The sequence below is a fragment of the Entomoplasma freundtii genome, assembly GCF_002804205.1.
GTDB classification, from domain to species: Bacteria; Bacillota_I; Bacilli_A; order Mycoplasmatales; family Mycoplasmataceae; genus Williamsoniiplasma; species Williamsoniiplasma freundtii.
The window spans coordinates 493,651-511,784 of sequence record NZ_CP024962.1; the positions used below are offsets into that span (position 1 = coordinate 493,651).

At 34.1% G+C, this 18,134-nt stretch carries 15 protein-coding genes, 2 tRNA genes and 1 other RNA gene; 10 read left to right on the forward strand and 8 right to left on the reverse strand.

Annotated features, from left to right (window positions below; genetic code table 4):
* Window positions 1–106 precede the first annotated feature (106 nt).
* The 3 genes from recA to rnpB form a co-directional block, all read right to left on the reverse strand.
* On the reverse strand, window positions 107–1,192 hold the full coding sequence (gene recA / locus EFREU_RS02100) for a recombinase RecA (protein WP_100609398.1): 1,086 nt from the start codon (window positions 1,190–1,192) through the stop codon (window positions 107–109).
* A 37-nt stretch (window positions 1,193–1,229) separates the two neighbouring features.
* Window positions 1,230–1,703: a CinA family protein gene (locus EFREU_RS02105; RefSeq protein ID WP_100609400.1), complete on the reverse strand. Its 474-nt coding sequence runs from the start codon at window positions 1,701–1,703 to the stop codon at window positions 1,230–1,232.
* Between the two features lie 47 nt (window positions 1,704–1,750).
* Window positions 1,751–2,112, reverse strand: an RNA gene (gene rnpB / locus EFREU_RS02110) — RNase P RNA component class B.
* Between the two features lie 313 nt (window positions 2,113–2,425).
* Here rnpB and EFREU_RS02115 point away from each other — a divergent pair.
* On the forward strand, window positions 2,426–2,986 hold the full coding sequence (locus EFREU_RS02115) for a hypothetical protein (RefSeq protein WP_100609402.1): 561 nt from the start codon (window positions 2,426–2,428) through the stop codon (window positions 2,984–2,986).
* Window positions 2,987–3,080: 94 nt separating this feature from the next.
* On the opposite strand, the gene adhP is transcribed toward EFREU_RS02115, so the two are convergent.
* Entirely contained in the window at window positions 3,081–4,094 is a 1,014-nt protein-coding gene (adhP, locus tag EFREU_RS02120) for an alcohol dehydrogenase AdhP (protein WP_100609818.1), read from the reverse strand.
* A gap of 672 nt (window positions 4,095–4,766) precedes the next feature.
* On the opposite strand from adhP, the gene EFREU_RS02130 reads away from it, so the two are divergent.
* The 4 genes from EFREU_RS02130 to EFREU_RS02145 all read left to right on the forward strand — a co-directional run bounded on the left by EFREU_RS02130 (window position 4,767) and on the right by EFREU_RS02145 (window position 8,108).
* Window positions 4,767–5,969: a protein kinase domain-containing protein gene (locus tag EFREU_RS02130; protein WP_100609406.1), complete on the forward strand. Its 1,203-nt coding sequence runs from the start codon at window positions 4,767–4,769 to the stop codon at window positions 5,967–5,969.
* Between the two features lie 56 nt (window positions 5,970–6,025).
* A tRNA-Trp gene (locus EFREU_RS02135) sits at window positions 6,026–6,101 on the forward strand.
* A gap of 41 nt (window positions 6,102–6,142) precedes the next feature.
* Window positions 6,143–6,217, forward strand: a tRNA-Trp gene (locus EFREU_RS02140).
* A 118-nt stretch (window positions 6,218–6,335) separates the two neighbouring features.
* Window positions 6,336–8,108, forward strand: coding sequence for an oleate hydratase (locus EFREU_RS02145; RefSeq protein WP_100609408.1), 1,773 nt, complete (start codon window positions 6,336–6,338; stop codon window positions 8,106–8,108).
* A 46-nt stretch (window positions 8,109–8,154) separates the two neighbouring features.
* Here EFREU_RS02145 and EFREU_RS02150 read toward each other — a convergent pair whose 3' ends face one another.
* The gene (locus EFREU_RS02150; protein WP_100609411.1) at window positions 8,155–9,036 is read right to left on the reverse strand and encodes a DegV family protein; all 882 of its coding nucleotides are present in this window, start codon (window positions 9,034–9,036) and stop codon (window positions 8,155–8,157) included.
* A complete protein-coding gene (locus EFREU_RS02155; protein ID WP_100609413.1) occupies window positions 9,036–9,875 on the reverse strand; it encodes a DegV family protein in 840 nt (279 codons plus the stop codon). Before EFREU_RS02155 ends, EFREU_RS02150 begins: the two co-directional genes overlap by 1 nt.
* Before the next feature lie 66 nt (window positions 9,876–9,941).
* Here EFREU_RS02155 and ytpR point away from each other — a divergent pair, with 66 nt between their 5' ends.
* The 5 genes from ytpR (at window position 9,942) to EFREU_RS02180 (ending at window position 16,632) form a co-directional block, all read left to right on the forward strand.
* A complete protein-coding gene (gene ytpR / locus EFREU_RS02160) occupies window positions 9,942–10,568 on the forward strand; it encodes a YtpR family tRNA-binding protein (protein WP_100609414.1) in 627 nt (208 codons plus the stop codon).
* Window positions 10,540–11,604 carry a nicotinate phosphoribosyltransferase gene (locus EFREU_RS02165; protein WP_100609416.1) on the forward strand — a complete coding sequence of 355 codons (1,065 nt, stop codon included), beginning with the start codon at window positions 10,540–10,542 and terminating at the stop codon, window positions 11,602–11,604. Before ytpR ends, EFREU_RS02165 begins: the two co-directional genes overlap by 29 nt.
* Window positions 11,605–11,625: 21 nt before the next feature.
* A complete protein-coding gene (gene tyrS / locus EFREU_RS02170; RefSeq protein WP_100609418.1) occupies window positions 11,626–12,876 on the forward strand; it encodes a tyrosine--tRNA ligase in 1,251 nt (416 codons plus the stop codon).
* Between the two features lie 342 nt (window positions 12,877–13,218).
* Window positions 13,219–16,008, forward strand: coding sequence for an ABC transporter permease (locus EFREU_RS02175; protein ID WP_100609420.1), 2,790 nt, complete (start codon window positions 13,219–13,221; stop codon window positions 16,006–16,008).
* A 69-nt stretch (window positions 16,009–16,077) separates the two neighbouring features.
* Window positions 16,078–16,632 carry an FtsX-like permease family protein gene (locus EFREU_RS02180; protein WP_100609422.1) on the forward strand — a complete coding sequence of 185 codons (555 nt, stop codon included), beginning with the start codon at window positions 16,078–16,080 and terminating at the stop codon, window positions 16,630–16,632.
* A 62-nt stretch (window positions 16,633–16,694) separates the two neighbouring features.
* Here the strand turns inward: EFREU_RS02180 and rpsD are convergent, their stop codons facing one another.
* Together rpsD and EFREU_RS02190 are read right to left on the reverse strand one after the other, a co-directional pair.
* The gene (rpsD, locus tag EFREU_RS02185; protein ID WP_100609424.1) at window positions 16,695–17,312 is read right to left on the reverse strand and encodes a 30S ribosomal protein S4; all 618 of its coding nucleotides are present in this window, start codon (window positions 17,310–17,312) and stop codon (window positions 16,695–16,697) included.
* 346 nt (window positions 17,313–17,658) lie between these two features.
* The gene (locus EFREU_RS02190) at window positions 17,659–18,057 is read right to left on the reverse strand and encodes a hypothetical protein (protein WP_100609426.1); all 399 of its coding nucleotides are present in this window, start codon (window positions 18,055–18,057) and stop codon (window positions 17,659–17,661) included.
* Window positions 18,058–18,134: the final 77 nt, after the last annotated feature.

Below are 18,134 nucleotides of genomic sequence, written 5' to 3' on the forward strand. Positions count from 1 at the left end.
AAACTTCCAAAAATTGAAAAAAAAAATCCAGAAAAATGGCTTTGAGAAATATAAAAAATAAAAATAAGGGCCGTTGGTTTCCAAACCCAAAAAAAAGAGTAAAATTTTACTCTTTTTTTTGGGTTTGGAAATTCTGAAAAGTTTCTTTGAATTTATCAATTAATTCAGGTTTATTTTCTAATCACTTTAAAGTTGCTTGTCGACCTTGACCAATTTTCTCGTTTTCATAAGAATATCAGGAACCAGATTTTTGGAGCAAGTTAGTTTCTAAAGCAAGATCCAAAATTTCTCCAAGCTTATCAATGCCTTCGTTGTATTTAATAGCAATAAGAGCTGTCTTGAAAGGTGGCGCAACTTTGTTTTTGGTGACCTTTACTTTAACCCGATTACCAATGATGTCCGTATTTTCAGTGATAGTCTCACCCTTACGTACCTCTAGTCGAATTGATGAATAAAAGCGAAGCGCTCTCCCGCCCGGAGTTACCTCGGGATTGCCAAAAATTACACCTACTTTTTCGCGGAGTTGGTTGGTAAAAATTACAATAGTGTTTGTTTTGGCAATAATACCGTTTAATTTACGAAGTGCCTTTGACATTAAACGGGCTTGAAGACCAATTGTTTGGTCACCCATATCGCCATCTAACTCTGCTTTAGGAGTTAAGGAAGCAACAGAGTCTAAAACAATAATGCCCACTAGATTGGATTTAACAAGCATCTCAAGAATATCTAACGCTTGTTCTCCATAATCTGGTTGTGACACCAAAAGATCCTTGAGATTAACGCCAAGATTTTGGGCGTAACGCGGGTCTAAAGAGTGTTCGACGTCAAGAAAAGCAGCAACACCGCCTTTTTTTTGGACTTCTGCAATTGCATGAAGACCCAAGGTTGTTTTTCCCGATGATTCTGGACCATAGATTTCGATAATCCGACCTTTAGGGTAGCCACCAACTCCTAAGATTTGGTCAATCAAAAAACTTCCTGATGAAACTGTCTCTACCCTTAAGTTTTCTTCAGCAGTATCAAGATGCATAATGGCATTTTTACCAAATTGTTTTTCAATATCCTTAATTACTTCATCTAGTAATTCTGGATTTCAAATCTTTTTTTCATTCAAGGATGTCGCCTCTCCTAAACTAGTATTGTTAATATTTATTTTAGCTTTCGTGTCTTTGTCTTTGACTTGAAGTTTCATGCTTTACCTCATCCTTCTATAAGAGATTAGGTAAGTTTTAGTTTTCTTGTAAAAAATCTCAAATTAAAAGCAAAGTTTCATCAATGATTTTTTCTTTAAAAGCTTTTCGAGATAAATTGGGATAAAAAAACTCTCAAACATGGGTTTTCCCTTGGAATCAACAACCAACAAATGCTTGACCAACTTGACCATTATCTTGGGCAGTAGGACCGGCATTGCCAGTAAAGCTCACTATCAAGTCAGCATTGGTTTGGCGTTGAGTAGCTAGGGCCATCTCTAAAGCTGTTGCAGCTGCAACTAATCCATCTTTTTTAATGACTCGTTCCGCGACACCTAAGGCAATCTTAGCGGTTTTGGAATAAGTGATATAACCACCCCAATAAACCTGACTTGCTCCAGGAATATTAGTAATGGCATTGGCAAAACCACCACCAGTGAAAGATTCACAAGTAGCTCAAGTTAAATCTTGTTTTTTTAAAAAAGCAATAATTTCTTGAATGGTTTTTTCCATGGTTTCTCCATATCACTTACCACAATTCAATAAAAAAAAGGGAGATCTCGTATAACCCACGTTCTGTTCCTTAACTATTGCTAATTAAGGGTCAATTATTTATCTATCGTTTGCTAACGCTCACGATCCCGTTGTCCATTCATTTCCGGACGCCAAGTTCCTCTACCAAAATTTGAGTTTCTTGCTTGTGGGGTTTACCGCGTTCCATTTCCAGGTTTCCCTTTACTCGTCTCTGTGGCACTTCAAATTCACCATAGTTAATTACTTAACCGTAGGTTTCTTTTGCCGTCACCAATACCGGTGCTTGAACTTATTTTTTCGTTCAACACAAACACTACAATCATCGCAGATTGTGCAAGCGTGGAGTTTCCTCTATACCATTTTTCAGGTATAGCAATTGACACAAAATCTCATATATTATTATAACATAAACTTGCTTAAAAACTAGGTTTTTAAGCAAGTTAAAGCCGTCTTTAAAATTTAATGACAAAGCAATGAAATTTTCAATTTTGCTTAGTCTATTAAAGTTTTGTTAGACCACTAAAGTTTATCTAATCAATAAGTCCTTCTCTTTTTGCTTTTTGGTAGACTAAATAGTTTTGCAGTCCTTATTAGTCAGCCAAGGCTAACTAATAATTTGCTTTAATATTCAGAAATATTTTTATTAAAAATTTATTATTTTTGGGTTAAAAAGTTCATAATTGCTGGTGGAGGTGATTATTATGATGAAATTATTGACTTTATTTGGAAGTGCTCTTGCCTTTTCTGGAGCAAGTATTAACCCTCTTCTCACAACTCATAACGTTACCAATACTAATCATAGCCTTAATGCTACGCAAGATGATTTTGCCGAATCAATTGACAAGATTAGCTACTCTTTAAGTCCTGGCGAAACTCAAGATTTTTCGCTACCTAATTTATTAAATTTAATCCAAGATTTAAATAATATTCATAAAGAAACAGGCAAAAAAGTTAATCTTTATGGGATTCCAACTTGAGGAGTAAATAATGCAGAAGGACTACCTTTGGCCTTCGGTTATATTAGTTCAATAGCTTTCACAAATTTAGGGATGCTTTTAAATGCTGATGAAGTCGTTTTTCAAGAAACTTCGTTACTTTTCACCGCTCGTGATAACCGAGATTTGCAAGCCGTTCTTCATTACCAAGTTTGTGGTCTATATCAACAAGTCGAATTATTCAAAGTCACTACTCCAAACATCCCTATTGAACAAGAAAATTTACAAATCTCTTTTTCTTTAAGCTACTTTGTAAGTGAAAAATAGTTTTAAAGTAACCAATAAAAAACTTCTGGTAATTTCTTCCAGAAGTTTTTTATTGGTTAAATCTAACAAACTTATTATTTTGACTTAATGTAGACTAAGTCAATTGCATTACCGTACGACCAATGATTTCACCACTTTTCATTTTGTTGAAAATGTCATTAATATTTTCTAATTTATCAAGAACATACTCTGCCTTCACTTTACCTTGGCCAGCAAGATCCAAAGCTTCTTGCAAATCTTTGCGGGTGCCTACGAGTGAACCAGTTATATGAATTTCTTTTAAAACAGTTTCAAAGATTGGTAATTCTATTGAGCCTTGTGGTAAGGCGACGGCCACTAGTGAACCGCCATTTTTGATAGCATCATAAGCTTCTCGGAAGGAATTTTTAGAAACAGCCGTCACAATAGCTCCTTGCACACCACCCATTTGCGCTTTAATAAATTTGCCTGACTCTACTTTGGTAGAGTTAACTACCATGTCCGCCCCATACTTTTGGGCTAATTCAAGTTTCTTATCATCAATATCGACAGCTACCACTTTGAAGCCCATTGCTTTTGCATATTGCACAGCTAAATGGCCTAAGCCACCAATGCCATAAATTGCAACCCATTGACCCGGACTTGCCTTAGTTTGTTTTAAAGCTTTATAAGTTGTCACTCCTGCGCACATTATCGGAGCGGCAGCTTCATAACTTAGTGAAGCCGGAATTTTTCCAACGTATTTGGCATCAGCAACACAATACTCGGCATAACCACCATTTACGGAATAACCACCGTAAGTCGCCGTTTCACAAATTGTTTCACGTCCGGTTTGACAAAATTCACAAGTGCCACAAGAAGAAAATAACCAAGGGATGCCAACACGATCGCCCACTTTAACATCACTAACACCAAGACCAACTTCAACTACTTCTCCTACGCCTTCATGACCTGGGATTAATGGTAAGATTGATTTAATCGGTCAGTCCCCGTTTACGGCATGTAAATCAGTATGACAAACTCCACTCGCTTTGATTTTAACTAAACATTGGCCAACTCCAACTTTGGGCACATTAACCATTTCTATTACTAGAGGATCACCATATTTTTTGGCGACAGCTGCTTTCATTTGTTTTTCCATAGATATCTACTTTCCATTCCAAATTGCAATCATCATAACTACTTAAAGAACAATGTTTTTGCCAAATCAATTTTATTGAAGATTTTATTATCTTAATATTTTTATATCACCCTTGTTTTAAAGAACTTTGTACAAAGTTTTGAGTGCAATCTATAATTTGTTTCTTTGACAAAAAGACAGTTCACTAAGGTCCTAGTAAAAGACAAGCCCAAGTTTTAATTAAGGCTTTTGTCACTTGATTTTCCCTCGGTTTATAACTAGATTTCGAAATGTTTTGCCGGCACCCGATTCTTGATTGGTGGCCTTTATGCAGTTTCGGTGTGAAATGATAACTTTTTAAATATAAATCTAAGAAAATTTTGGGCATTTTTTTCTCCTTTTAAATTAATTAAAAGTTTGTTCTTAACTATCGCAAATTTCTTTAATGAAGACAAAAATAAAAATATAAAAATTCCTTACCCTTCTTTATTATTTTCATTGATAAATTATTTTTTAAAAGTAATTAGTAATGGAATTTTTTTCCGAAGAGTAATTTCTTATTGTTTATACAAAAAACCATATAGGGAATAGACTTTTGTTAAAATAAGTTATTATTGTTCCTAGAATATTAATTATTCGAATCAATATAGTTTAGATTCAATTAATCAAGGAGGTTATAAAGTGGCTAGTATTAAAGAAAAAGTTGCAGAACTTTACGAAGTTTATGGAAATAGAATTAGCGAGTTATCGGTAGATGAGACAGTAAACTTCGAAAACATAATGAAAAAATATATGGATTTTAATGAAGTGGAAATGGAGAAGTTGTTAACATTTTTCCATTTAGAAATTAATAGTGAGTTAAAACAATTAAATTCAAGGACTTACAAGAATAGTCCCAATAATCAACATTTTTGAGCAGCAAATTCAAGACATTTATCGGACTTGATTGAAAATATTTTAGCCTTGGAAGAAAGTAGTAAAAAAACCAATTACTCATTCGATATTATTAAGTCATATAAACATTATTTCCAAAAATTATTGCATATATTAGAACCTTATGGAGGAACTTCTTTGCCACAAGATTTAGAGCCAATTGAGATAATAAGAACTGAAGCACTTTTTCAAAAAAAAGGTTCACTTTCTAATATAAAAGATGAAAAAAATAATAGGGGCTTAATTGGCGAAGGTTCCTACGCAAAAGTTTACAAATATTATGACGAATCACTCGATAAATTTTTTGCGTCAAAATATTTAAATGAAGATTCAACAGAAAAAGAAAGGAAAAGATTTATAAATGAATTTGAAACTATGAAGAAGCTGAACCACCCTTTTATATTAGAGGTTTATAAATTAGACCCTAACGGATATATTTACTCAATGGAATTTATTGAACAAACTTTAGAGAAATATATTACTAAAAATAATAATAAATTAGCTTTCCAAGAAAGGAAAAATCTTGCCAGCAAAATAATAAAAGGTTTTGACTACATTATTAAAAAGGGCTATTTACATCGAGATATTAGTTCCAACAACATTATGATTAAAGAGTATGATGAAATGGTTATTCCTAAGATTTCAGATTTCGGGTTAGTAAAAAATCCAGAGAGACCATTAACATCACAAGGAACAAAAATGAAGGGCATACTCTACAATGATCCAAAACTACAAGAGGAAGGCTTTGATAAATATGATAAAAAACATGAAATCTATGCTTTGACAACATTAATTACTTTTGTATTAACAGGAAAAAATAATTTTTTTAAAATAAATAACGAAGAAATTAAAAAATTTTATGAGAAAGGGACATCAGATGACTATAAAAGTAGGTTCGAAAATTTAGATGAAATGGCTGAATTCTTAACCAAAATTAAAAACCCATCATAAACAATTTCTTGTCGTTAATGTCCTATTTTGGTATAATAATTTTGTGTTAATTTTATAGGGGCATAGTTCAGTTGGTAGAACATCGGTCTTCAAAACCGAGTGTCACGAGTTCGAGTCTTGTTGCCCCTGCCAATAAAATTTCTATCGCACATCATAGTGCGATTTATTTTTATAGGGATGTAGTTCAATGGTAGAACATCGGTCTCCAAAACCGAGTGTTGGAAGTTCGATTCTTTTCATCCCTGCCAGAAATATTAGCAGCCTAAGGGCTGTTTTTTTCTTGTTTCGACATGTTTTTGTTTCTTCGATTAAGAAAACTATAAGATTTATTTAGATAGCACAAGGTGCTGCTCATAAGGAGGTAATATGTACTATACTACCGGAAACTATGAAGCCTTCGCCAAGCCAAAAAAACCTGCTAATGTTGATCAAAAGAGTGCCCATCTTGTTGGTGGTGGACTTGCCTCACTATCAGCAGCAGTTTTTTTAATTCGCGATGGTCAAATGGATCCTAAAAAGATCCATATTTATGAAGAACTAAAATTGCCAGGAGGAAGTCTCGATGGTGTCTTACATCCTGGCCATGGTTTTATTATGCGTGGTGGCCGCGAAATGGAAAATCATTTCGAATGTCTTTGAGATATGTTTCGTTCAATTCCCTCAATTGAAAACGAAAACATTTCTGTTCTTGATGAGTTCTACTGGTTGAATCAAGAAGACCCTAACTTTTCTTATTGCCGCTTAATTGAAAAACGCGGGAAACGTAAAGAGGATGATGGAAAGTTTACTTTAGATCCCCAAAGCATCAAGGAAATCGTTGATTTGTGAATGACACCTGAAAGTCATTTAGATGATGTCAAAATTAACGAAGTTTTTTCTGAAGAATTCTTTAAATCTAACTTTTGATGATATTGGTCAACAATGTTTGCATTTGAAAAATGACATAGTGCCATGGAAATGCGTCGTTATATTATGCGTTTTGTTCACCACATTGATGGTTTGCCAGACTTCTCTGCTTTGAAATTCACCAAATATAACCAATATTATTCATTAATTGAGCCATTAGTAAAGTTTGTCAAGAAAAAAGGTGTTAACTTCCATTACAACACAAAGGTGGAAGATGTTGTTGTAGAAATGAATGGTCACTCAAAAGTAGCCAAAAAAATCATCATGCTTGAAGATGGGGCTAAAAAGACCGTCTCTCTGAACAAAAATGATTTAGTTTTCATTACTAATGGAAGCATTACCGAAAGTACCACTTATGGAACTAATAATGAAGCCGCTCCGCCAACCAATGCTCGTGGAGGAAGTTGGGAACTTTGGGAAAAAATGGCTAGTCAAAGTCCCGAATTTGGTCGTCCGTGAAAATTTTATAAAAACATTCCCTTGGAAAGTTGATTTGTTTCTGCAACCACAATGACTTTAGATAAAAAACTTATTCCTTACATCGAAAAAATCAGTAAGCGTGATCCTTTTACAGGAAAAACTGTTACGGGAGGTATTGTTACCGCTGTCGACTCGAGTTGAGTTTTAAGTTACACCATTAATCGTCAACCACAATTTATTAACCAACCAGAAGGACAAATTGCAGTCTGAATTTATGGTCTATTATCAAATATTCCAGGCGATTTTATTAAAAAAAGCATTACCGATTGCTCAGGTAACGAAATCGCGCAAGAATGAATGTACCATATGGGAGTTCCAGAAGATAAAATTGAAGAATATTCCTTAAACTCTACTTATACCACTCCATGTTATATGCCTTATATTTGTTCTTACTTTATGCCTCGAGCTAAAGGGGACCGCCCTTTAGTAGTGCCAAATGGTTCAGAAAACTTGGCCTTCATTGGTAATTTTTCAGAAACTGAATATGACACCGTCTTTACCACCGAATATTCAGTAAGAACTGCGATGGAAGCAGTTTATCGTCTCCTAGATATTGATCATGCCGTCCCTCAAGTTTACCCTTCTGCTTACAATATTCGCACTTTATTGAACGCGGCCTATTATCTAAACGATAAACGAAAAATTCGCGAATATCACATGCCTTTTTATGACCGAATGCTGGCCAAATTTGGCTTTAAAAAACTTAAAGGTACTTGAATTGAAGAATTACTTCGTGAAGCACACCTAATTTAAATATTCATTTAAAAATAAAAAATCGTCTTGTTTGAAAGACGATTTTTTATTTTTCCATTTCGGGGTGAATTTTAAAATTGAGTGGATAAGCAATGAAACCAACTGTTTCTAAACCGGCATGAACAGGATACAAATGAGGAATTGGTTCTTTCGAATATTTAATCTTTTCTTCTTTTAAAACAGCAGCAGCTGCTTTACGATTTTTTTCATTATAAATAGGCACCGTTGTAAGAATAACATGAAATTTTTGGTTAGGAAATAACTCTTTCATTCCCCGCACTGCTTTGTCAGTTAATGAACCAACGGTACGGCCCATTCCTTCTTTTTCTGGTTTTTCTTGTCAACGAATGAGCACTTTTGTTTTAAAGACATTTAAGATTGAAGAAGCAATTTTAGTAGCTCTCCCACCACTTGCTAGGCGCTTTAAATCACCAGGAATGATACCAATATAAAAGACTGTGGCCATTTTGTAAAATTCATCAACAACCATTTCTGGAGTTTCTAAAACCCCTTCTTTAATAAGTGTTGAGAGATGCAACGCCATTAAACTAATTGCTTGGGCAGCTAAAGTATTATTTTTAATCACTGTTACTTTATCTACAAAACGGTTTTCCCGAGACACAATTAGAGCCGTTCCAAGCATTGAAGAAAGGTTATCAGTAATGGGAATATGAATTACATGGTCATATTTTTTGAGCATCTTTTCATAACGTTGCGCTACTTCACCAGGTGAAGCTTGGGAAGTTTTTCAAACCGCCCCTTGTTTAATGCTTTCGTAAACTTGATGTTTTTCCATATTTTCTGGGGTATCAAGGATATCAACCTCAGCACCATATGTTAAATGTAGTGGTAAACATTCAACTAGCGTTTTGGTAAAAATCGTTGGATCAGCAGTTGCTGAACTATCCACTAAAATTCCAATTTTCATTATTTATCCCCCTTATTCTTTCATGCCACAAGTGCAAAAGTTTCACGACCAGTGTGAGCCGCAATGACGTAAGGCAAATGTCGATATAAATTAATCTTAAACCCTTCTTTGGCAATTAAGTCACGAACCAAGTTAATGACTACCTCAGGACTTTCTGAATAAGCTAAATCAATATGGGTAACATTCTTACAATTTTTACGAATTAAACTTAAGGCTTCATTGATGGCTCTTTTGAAAGTTCGCGCGGTCCCTTCTTTATCAATAGTGCCATCATAGCGAAGAATTGGCACAATTTTTAACACTTTAGCCATTGCCGCTGCTGTTGGCGTAATTCTCCCACCACGTTTGAGGGTTTCTAAACTTTTGGGAATAATAAAGGCACAGAAATCTTGGTTTTCTTTGGCCATTAATTCCATAACTTCAAAACCATTTTTGTTTTTAGCTGTTCACAAGACAATTTTTTCGATTTCATGTTCTAAAACAACCGACACCCCATTAGTGTCCACAACAAATACTTTGCCTTTATACTTATCCTCAGTTTCGCTTACCACACGATAAGTATTAAATTGACTACTCAAGCCTTTTGAAATTCCAGCAAAAATAACTTGGTCATAATCAATTAAAAGTTTATCTCACATCGCTAACATAATTCCTGGCGGAGTTAAGGCAGTCTTTAATTTTTGCTCATCCAAAAGTTTATAGAACTCATTTTTGGAAAGTTTATTATCCAAAATTTCTTGTCCGTTTTCATCAGTCATCATTAAAGGTACTACATAGAGGTCGCGATAATCATGAGGATTCCCACCTCAAGACGAATCAGTTAAAATAGCAATTCTCATTATTAAATGGCCTCCCTTTTATAATACTAATTATAATATAATTAAGTAAATGGAGTGTTAATTACTATGGATAAAAAATATGGAATTTTCTATAACCATCAATTTGATGTGTTCATGGTGGCATTAAAAGCAACAAGTAAAATTGACCAATTTGAAGTAAAAGGGAACATTACTTTTTTAAAGTCGGCAAACGATATTGTTGGAATTAATCTTTTTCCTCACGAAGATGCCCCAAAACCAGAAATGAGTTTTTGCAGTGAAGAACCAACAATTGTTAACTATATTCAAAAGGAATTGGAACCTTGGATTCAATTACGACAAGAAACACAGTTTGTAATTGGTAAAATTTTGGAAACTGAAGCTATCCCTAAAACCCATTTACAACTTTGTAAAGTGGATATTAAGGCCGATAAACCACTCAATATTATTTGTGGCGCCCCCAATGCTCGACCAGGCTTAATTGGTGTCGTAGCTACTTGCGGAACTTGAATGCCCAATTCCCAAATCATTGCCCCAAAAAGCATGATGGGATTTGAAACTAATGGTATGCTTTGTTCGACTAGTGAACTTAATTTAACAAACCACCACTTTAACAAAAAAGGCATTATTGACTTGCCCAATGTCTATCATCATAAAATAGGCACAAGTTTTTGAGAGGACTATTATGGCAAAAGAACCAAACTTCCAGTTTAGCGAAGCCGTTAAAGAAGGGGCTTATGTAGCAAGCTATTTCAAGAAAACAGTCAAGATTTTAGAAACACTGAAACCAAATGAAGTTGTCTTGATGCAATGATTCCAACGTGGTGAAAATACGACTTTATGTGGCGTTAAGCAAGTTCTAGCTTTACTAAAATTTGCTTGTCCGAATTATCATCAATTAAAAATTTGGAGTCTTGAAGAAGGTAGTCTCGTTCAACCATTAGAACCAGTATTAAAAATTGAAGGTCACTATCAAGATTTTGGATGGCTAGAAGGCATGATTGATGGCATTTTGGCCCGTAATAGTTCCATCGCCACTAATGCTCGTCTCTTAGTTGGTGCCGCCCAAGGTAAACCGATTATTGATATGGAAGATCGCGCCGATCTTTACCTTAACCAAGAAGTTGATGGTTATGCTGCCTATATTGGAGGAATTCGTCACTTTGTTTCTGAGGCTGCCTTAACTTATATTCAAGATGATAGTGTCGGTCCCCCAATGGGAACAATGCCTCATGCCTTAATTCAAGCTTTTAACGGTGATACTCTAGAAGCCACGAAAGCTTTTTATGAATTTTTTCCGAAAACTAACTTAGTTAGTTTAGTTGATTATGATAATGATGCTGTTAATGAGGCCCTTCGAGTGGCCAACTACTTTGGCAAAAAGCTTTGAGGAATCCGCCTAGACACTGCTGGCAACTTAATTGATAAAACGTTAATAAATAATCACAAAGCTTATCCAGCAACAGCGAACCTTCATGGCGTTAACGAATATCTTATTCGTGAAGTCCGCCAAGCTTTAGATAAAGCAGGTCATAATCATGTCAAAATCATTGTTTCCTCTAGTTTCAATGCCAAAAAAATTGCTGATTTCGAAGCGAAAAAAGTTCCTGTCGATATCTATGGCGTTGGAAGTGCTTTAGCAGAAGTTAATATTGGTTTCACTGGAGATTCGGTTCTTTTAAATGGCAAGAATCAAGCAAAATTTGGGCGTCAAAACCAGCCAACAAAACGGTTAAAGAAAATTCAATAAAACAATGACATAAGGGGGTTTATGAATTTAATTGAAGATTTAAAATGAAGAGGACTTTTGAAAGACATTAGTAACGAAGAAAAGTTTTTAAAAGCCCAAAAAGAACACCGCGCAGCTTATTGTGGTTTTGACCCCACAGCCACTTCGCTTCATGTTGGCCACCTTATCCCGATGACCATGCTCGAGCGTTTTCGTCAAGCGGGCTTTGCGCCAATTGCTTTATTAGGAGGAGGGACCGCTTTAATTGGCGATCCATCATTTAAAGCCCAAGAACGGGTTTTACTCACTCCTGAAACTGTGGCTCATAATGCCGAAATAATTACCAAGCAAATGAAAAAAATTATTCCCGACGTGGAATTTATGAATAACTACCAATGATTAGGAAACTTGTCAATGGTTGATTACCTTCGGGAAGTTGGCAAGGATTTTAATATTGCTTATTTACTAGCTAAAGAAATTATCGCAACACGAATTCAAAATGGTCTTTCAGTCACCGAGTTTCTTTACACCACACTTCAAGCCGATGATTTTTACCAACTTTATGTTCACCAAAACTGCTTTGTTCAAATTGGCGGTTCCGACCAATGAGGGAATATTACAAGTGGTTTAGATTACATTGGAGCCAAAGTTGGTAAAAAAGAAAGTCAAGCTTGTGGATTGACAATTCCACTATTGACTAAAAAAGATGGAAAAAAATTTGGGAAGACAGAGAGTGGGGCGATTTGGTTAGATTCTCAAAAAACTAGCGAATATGAATTTTACCAATTTTGGTTAAATCAAACTGACGAAGATGCTTTTCAATTCTTGAAATTTTTTACTTTCTTAGATAAAAAAACGGTTGACAAACTTGAGCAAGAAAGTCAGCAAAATCCTAAAGCTAAAATTTTGCAAAAAACTTTAGCCAAGGAAATGACTTTATTTGTTCATGGTCAAAGTGGCTTAGAAAAAGCAGAAAAATTAACGAATGCCTTTTTTCAAGGAACAATTGATCAATTAAGTCCCGAACTTATGCACTTGGCCTTTAAATCCTTGCCAATTAGTTCAGTAACTTCCGATGGTAATGTCTGGGATTTATTGCTTGAAACCCATGCAGCACAATCTAAGCGCGAGGCTAATGAATTCTTAAGCGCCAAGGCCATTCGAATAAACGGCGAAACGGTGATTGATGGTAACCAAAAAATCCAAAGTTTTCCGTTAATTAATGATGAATATCTTTTGGTTAAACGCGGTAAAAAGCGTTATTTCCTAGCTAAAATAAAAAACCTAAACTAATGATTTTGGAAAATTAAATTAATCTATGATAAAATTTTCCAAAATATTGCTTTTGAAATGGAGAATGTTATTATGAGGGTAGAAAGTTAAGGAGCCTCTCACCCTTAACTTTCGGTGAATAATTCTTTTTTATTTATTCAGTCTTCCTCTTTTATCAATCAGTTCCTCAAAGGCGATCAATAATATTGATTCGACATTTCGTACATTATTTTCTCTTATTTTCTCTGACTTTGCTTTCTTAATGAACTTATAATTTGAGGAACAAAAAAACCGTTTTCACGAAAACGGTTTTTTATTATTTGTAAAAATAAATTTCTTTAAAACGAGTAGAATTTAAGGGAAATGAAAACAAAACTAATTTTCAAACAAGCCTACCAATACATGAGAAATAAACGTTTCTTGTATTTAACCTTTGTGCCTTTTTTAATCTTGGTGAGTGCTTTGATTGTCGGTTTATTAAGTTTCGCTTACAATTTTCAAAGTACCTACGACAACACGCTTGGACATGAACGAGTGAATTTTAAACTTTATTTGGAAAGACCTTTTAAGCCAGCTTGGACAATTGACCAGCCCGACGAAGATGATGGTTATTATTTAATCCAAGAAAAAAGTAGTTTGGAACAACCTAATGGCTATTTTTATGAATTTCTATCCCAGATATGAGCAGAAGAGTCCAAATTTACTTTTTTTGTAAACCAAGAACCAAAGCTTAGCCAACGTGACTACCAGTTATTAATTCTTGGCATTGGCTACCAAAAGGGGGAAGCAAAAGAACTAACCTTACGTGATTTATTAAATAACCAGCTTTTAAAAAACAATTTTACAAACCAAGAAAATGATTTGGCTTCTTATAATCTTAATGCCAAAATTTTGGCGACTAAACTTTATCAACATTATCAAAGTCGCAATTTAGTCGTCTGTTATTTTTTAGATATCCTTAAAAAAGAAGATGCTTGGTTAGCCTTTTCATTTCAAGAATATTGAAATGCTCAATTTATAAACCCGGGTTTAAATGTTAAGGCCGGTTGACAACATATGATTGTCGGACCCGATTCCATTCCAGAAGACCCAACTTTTTACCAAGGAACACCTTGAACTTTGCGGGCTAATCCGGCTCGAGCAACTGGGATTCAACAGCAAGTAAATTGAGCAAAATATTCAAAATTTTTAAAACAACGCAACTTCCTATATTTTTCGCCCAAGTTTCTCCATGATAATAATTTAAAAATTGGTCAAATAATAAGCATCAACTTTAACTTAACAATTCCCGATCAACCAGTTAATGATAATTATTTAAATAGTCCAAATGGTCAAGAATTTTTGATTGCTGGAAGTGTTGTTAATGCTAATAATTTTGACAATAACAAAAATATTTTCTTTGTCCCTTACCAATGGATAACCCAATATTATCAAGACCATGATTTGTTACCCCGAAATGTTCGGGGGCGAATATATGCTCATGTCCAAAAATTTGGCAATGATTATCAAGCTGGGCAACAATATGCAGCCTCACTCTTTAATAAATTATTTGCTAATTTGGAAGAATCAACCAAAGCGTTGGAAACCGAAACCGACTGAGTTCATTGATTACCAAACTATATTTTTTACCCCACTGTCGTTTTATTCCTTTCGTTATCATATGTCGTTTCATTATTACTAATTGTTCTTTTGGTTTTAGTTTTTTATTTTATTATTCGCCAAATTATCGCTGCTCAGCAGCAAACTTTGGTTTTTCTTAAAGCATTGGGCGTTGGCAATAACCAACTATCCTTATTAATTACCTTGACAATGACTATTCCTTTGAGTTTGGCCTTGATTGGCGGCTTTTTTGGTGGCCTATTAGTTCAAGAGATGACGGCTAGACTAGCTTTAATGACCACTGTTATTTATTGACCTTATTGGCATTTAAACGCCACTTTTATTATCAATTTGTTAGTTTTAATTACAGTTTTATTTTTAATTTTCTATATTATCGATTTGTGATTAATTGGCAAACAAAGCTTTATTAAACAAGGTGGCTATCAAGATGTTGTTAAGATTCCGAAGTGATGAAATAAAGCAAAAGGCCTTGGGCAAAAAAACTTAAATCCAAAAGTAACCATTTCTTGATCCTTCATTCTAAGTAATTTATGGCAAAATGTGATCACTTTCATTATTTTGAGTGTGACATTTACAATTACTTTATATGCCGTCCAATTTAAAACTTCTATGGACTCATTAGGGAATGCCTACGAACGTTGGAACCAACCTTACCAATCGGTAAATAACAATTCAGAGCTTTACCTCTTTTCACCAACTGAAAAAAACCAACTTTTACGAACTTATGAAAATAGGTTTGACAATAATGGTTTGATGGCTATTAATGATTTAGAAGATTGACAAGAAGCTTTAAATCGTTACTTAGAATCTGTTCAAAACGATGACTTTACGTTTAATTGACAAGATGTTTACCTAACTAAAAATTTTTCTTTAATCATTTTAGAACTAATTAATAATCCATCGCGTTTTAATAAGGCCATTAACCAACTAAGAACTATCTTAGAAACTATACTCCATGATGAAGAAAAGGTTAATTATTACTTAGGAATCGTCCTGAATGGAGCAGAAGAAATTAAAACTAAAATGGACCATTTGAAGCAACAATTGAATTATAGTGAGGGTTTTAATATTTACTTTGGCCAAAATTTATTGCAAAGAGATAACCGTAATGTTTACACAACAACAATTAGCTTGAATAGTAGTTCTGAGACCTTTAATCTAGTTGCTTTTGAAAACCAAGATGACTTAAGTCGCCAACATTTTGGTTTTAACTATACAAAAACGAGTGATTATCTAGTTGGTCCAGCTAATAACATGTTTTTAAAAGTAAATATTTCCAACTTTTTAGCCACCCAAAATAATTATCACCAAGGACAAAAAATTAATTTAAACATTCAGGGATTCAAAACTAGGTTAGAGAACACTAAAACTACCATCCCCCTTATCATTAATAAAATAATTGCTGATAATAATGCCACTGGAGAAATTTATACTGCACAAGAAGGCCTATTAGCTTTGTTAGCTAATAAACCAGGTTTAGATAACTCTATCAAAAACCAATATGAAACTTTATTATCTGGTTTGGAAAAATAGCAATTAACAATTAGTAATACTAGCTATGATCGCCAAAGTAAAATCCCTTGAGGTCTAAAGAATTTAACAATGCCGCTTTATCATGCTGTCAACGCTAATTTACCTGGTACAAGGATAGAGGATTTTTATGATGTTACTTTAAGTCCTAAATACTTTAAATCATTGGGGAAAGGGCTAATTATTTTTGATGAAGTGACAAAAAAGGCTTTAAAATCGTCAGCGCAATTTAACCAAATTTTGTCTTATTTAATTATTATTTTTATTCTCTTGTCACTTACTATTTCCGCTATTTTGACAAATTTAATTCTTTTTGAAAACCAAAAAATTATTTTGCTATTGAAAATAATTGGTTACAAACGTCTTGAAATTGAAAACTATTTAATTGGTGGCTACTTGATAGCTACTTTACTAGCGATTGTTTGTGGAATAATTTTTTCACTTGTGATTTTTGGTGGCACACGAAAGATTCTGACTGCCAAACTCGGTTTTAGTCTTTATTTCCTTTGAAGTTGACAATATATTTTAACTTTTATAAGTCTCGGGTTAGTTTTTGGCTTGATGGTCGGTTTTGCAATGGCTTTCTTCATTGCTCGACAAAAACCAAGTGATTGACACGAAACTTAATAGCTAAATTTTAATTTAACCAAAATAAAAGCACTCTTCGGAGTGCCTTTATTTTGGTTAAATTATTTAATTAAACGGTTGTATCATTCAACAATTAAAGCTTCGTTAATTTCTGAATTTAGTTCATTACGTTCTGGTAAACGAATAAATTCTCCTTTAACGCCTTCTTTATCGACTTTAACAAACTCAATAGTTGTTTGGTTGTTTTGTAAAGCTTCTTGCACTTTATCATTTTTCTTCATTGACTCTTTTACTTCAATAAGATCACCTGGTTGAGCAACATATGAAGGGATATCAATTTTTTTACCATTGACTAGGATATGACCATGATTAACTAATTGACGAGCTCCTTGACGTGAACCAGCAAACCCAAGACGGAAAACTAAGTTATCCAAACGCGATTCTAATAATTGTAAGAAGTTAGTTCCAGTAACCCCTTGGATTTTCTTTGATTTGGCAAAAGTATTACGGAATTGACGTTCATTTAAACCATACATAAATTTAACTTTTTGTTTTTCTTGAAGTTGGGTTCCATAACCTGATAATTTGCTTTTGCGAGCACCGTGAACTCCGGGAGCAGTGGTACGTTTTTTCCCTTTGCTAAATTCTTTACCATTTTCTAAAATTGAAAAACCGTAGCGACGAGATTTTTTAAAAGTAGATTCAGTATATCTTGACATTTTTTATCCTCAATTTCTTTCTGATTAATCTAGTGTTTATTAAAAATATTTGGAGTAAATTCTATTTTAATCAGTCTACCTTTCACCCTTGACTGCCGTGGGTTACTTTAGCCTAATTGATTTATAGACAGGGTTTAAAATATATTTACTTGCAGGATATCAATAACAACCTTAAGATTATACCGCATTTTCACTAAACTACTAATAGGTTTTTTGTTGCTTTTCATAAGAAAAACCCTCCTTGTGGAGGGTTTTTAATTAAAAGATTTGAAAATCAAAAAAGGAAGAATCTATTTGGAGAAACAAAGAATGAAAGGATTAGCAAAACAATTGAGGCTCTAAAAGACTAATTTGAAGGTTCGACACTAATTTCCGCTTCGTTACTAAAACCATCGGTTGGATTATACCAACGAAGCTGATAATGTTCAGGAGTGATTTCTTGAGTTCGGAGGTGAATATCCGCTACTAATTGCGAAGCCATTTCTTCTCAAGTAGTAACGATCTTTTGGAGAGTTTGTTTGGCCTCCGTACGTGAAGCAAATGTTTGGTTCGTTATCCAAGGATAACTTTTTAGAACCGTTTCTCACCGCATTAAATCAGCATCAGTCACGTGTTGACTTCAATTTTTACGACTGCGTCCAACCGTTTTGAAGTACCTATTAATTTCCTTACCAAAATAATGGACGGTTCAAAATGACGCTTTTGCTTCATCGCTTTGATGGCCTTCTTTGGGTAATGAAGCCACAATGACCCCCTTCGCCAATATATAAATTTTCAAGACCGTTTATAAATATTTGCCACATATCTATAAACATTAATATT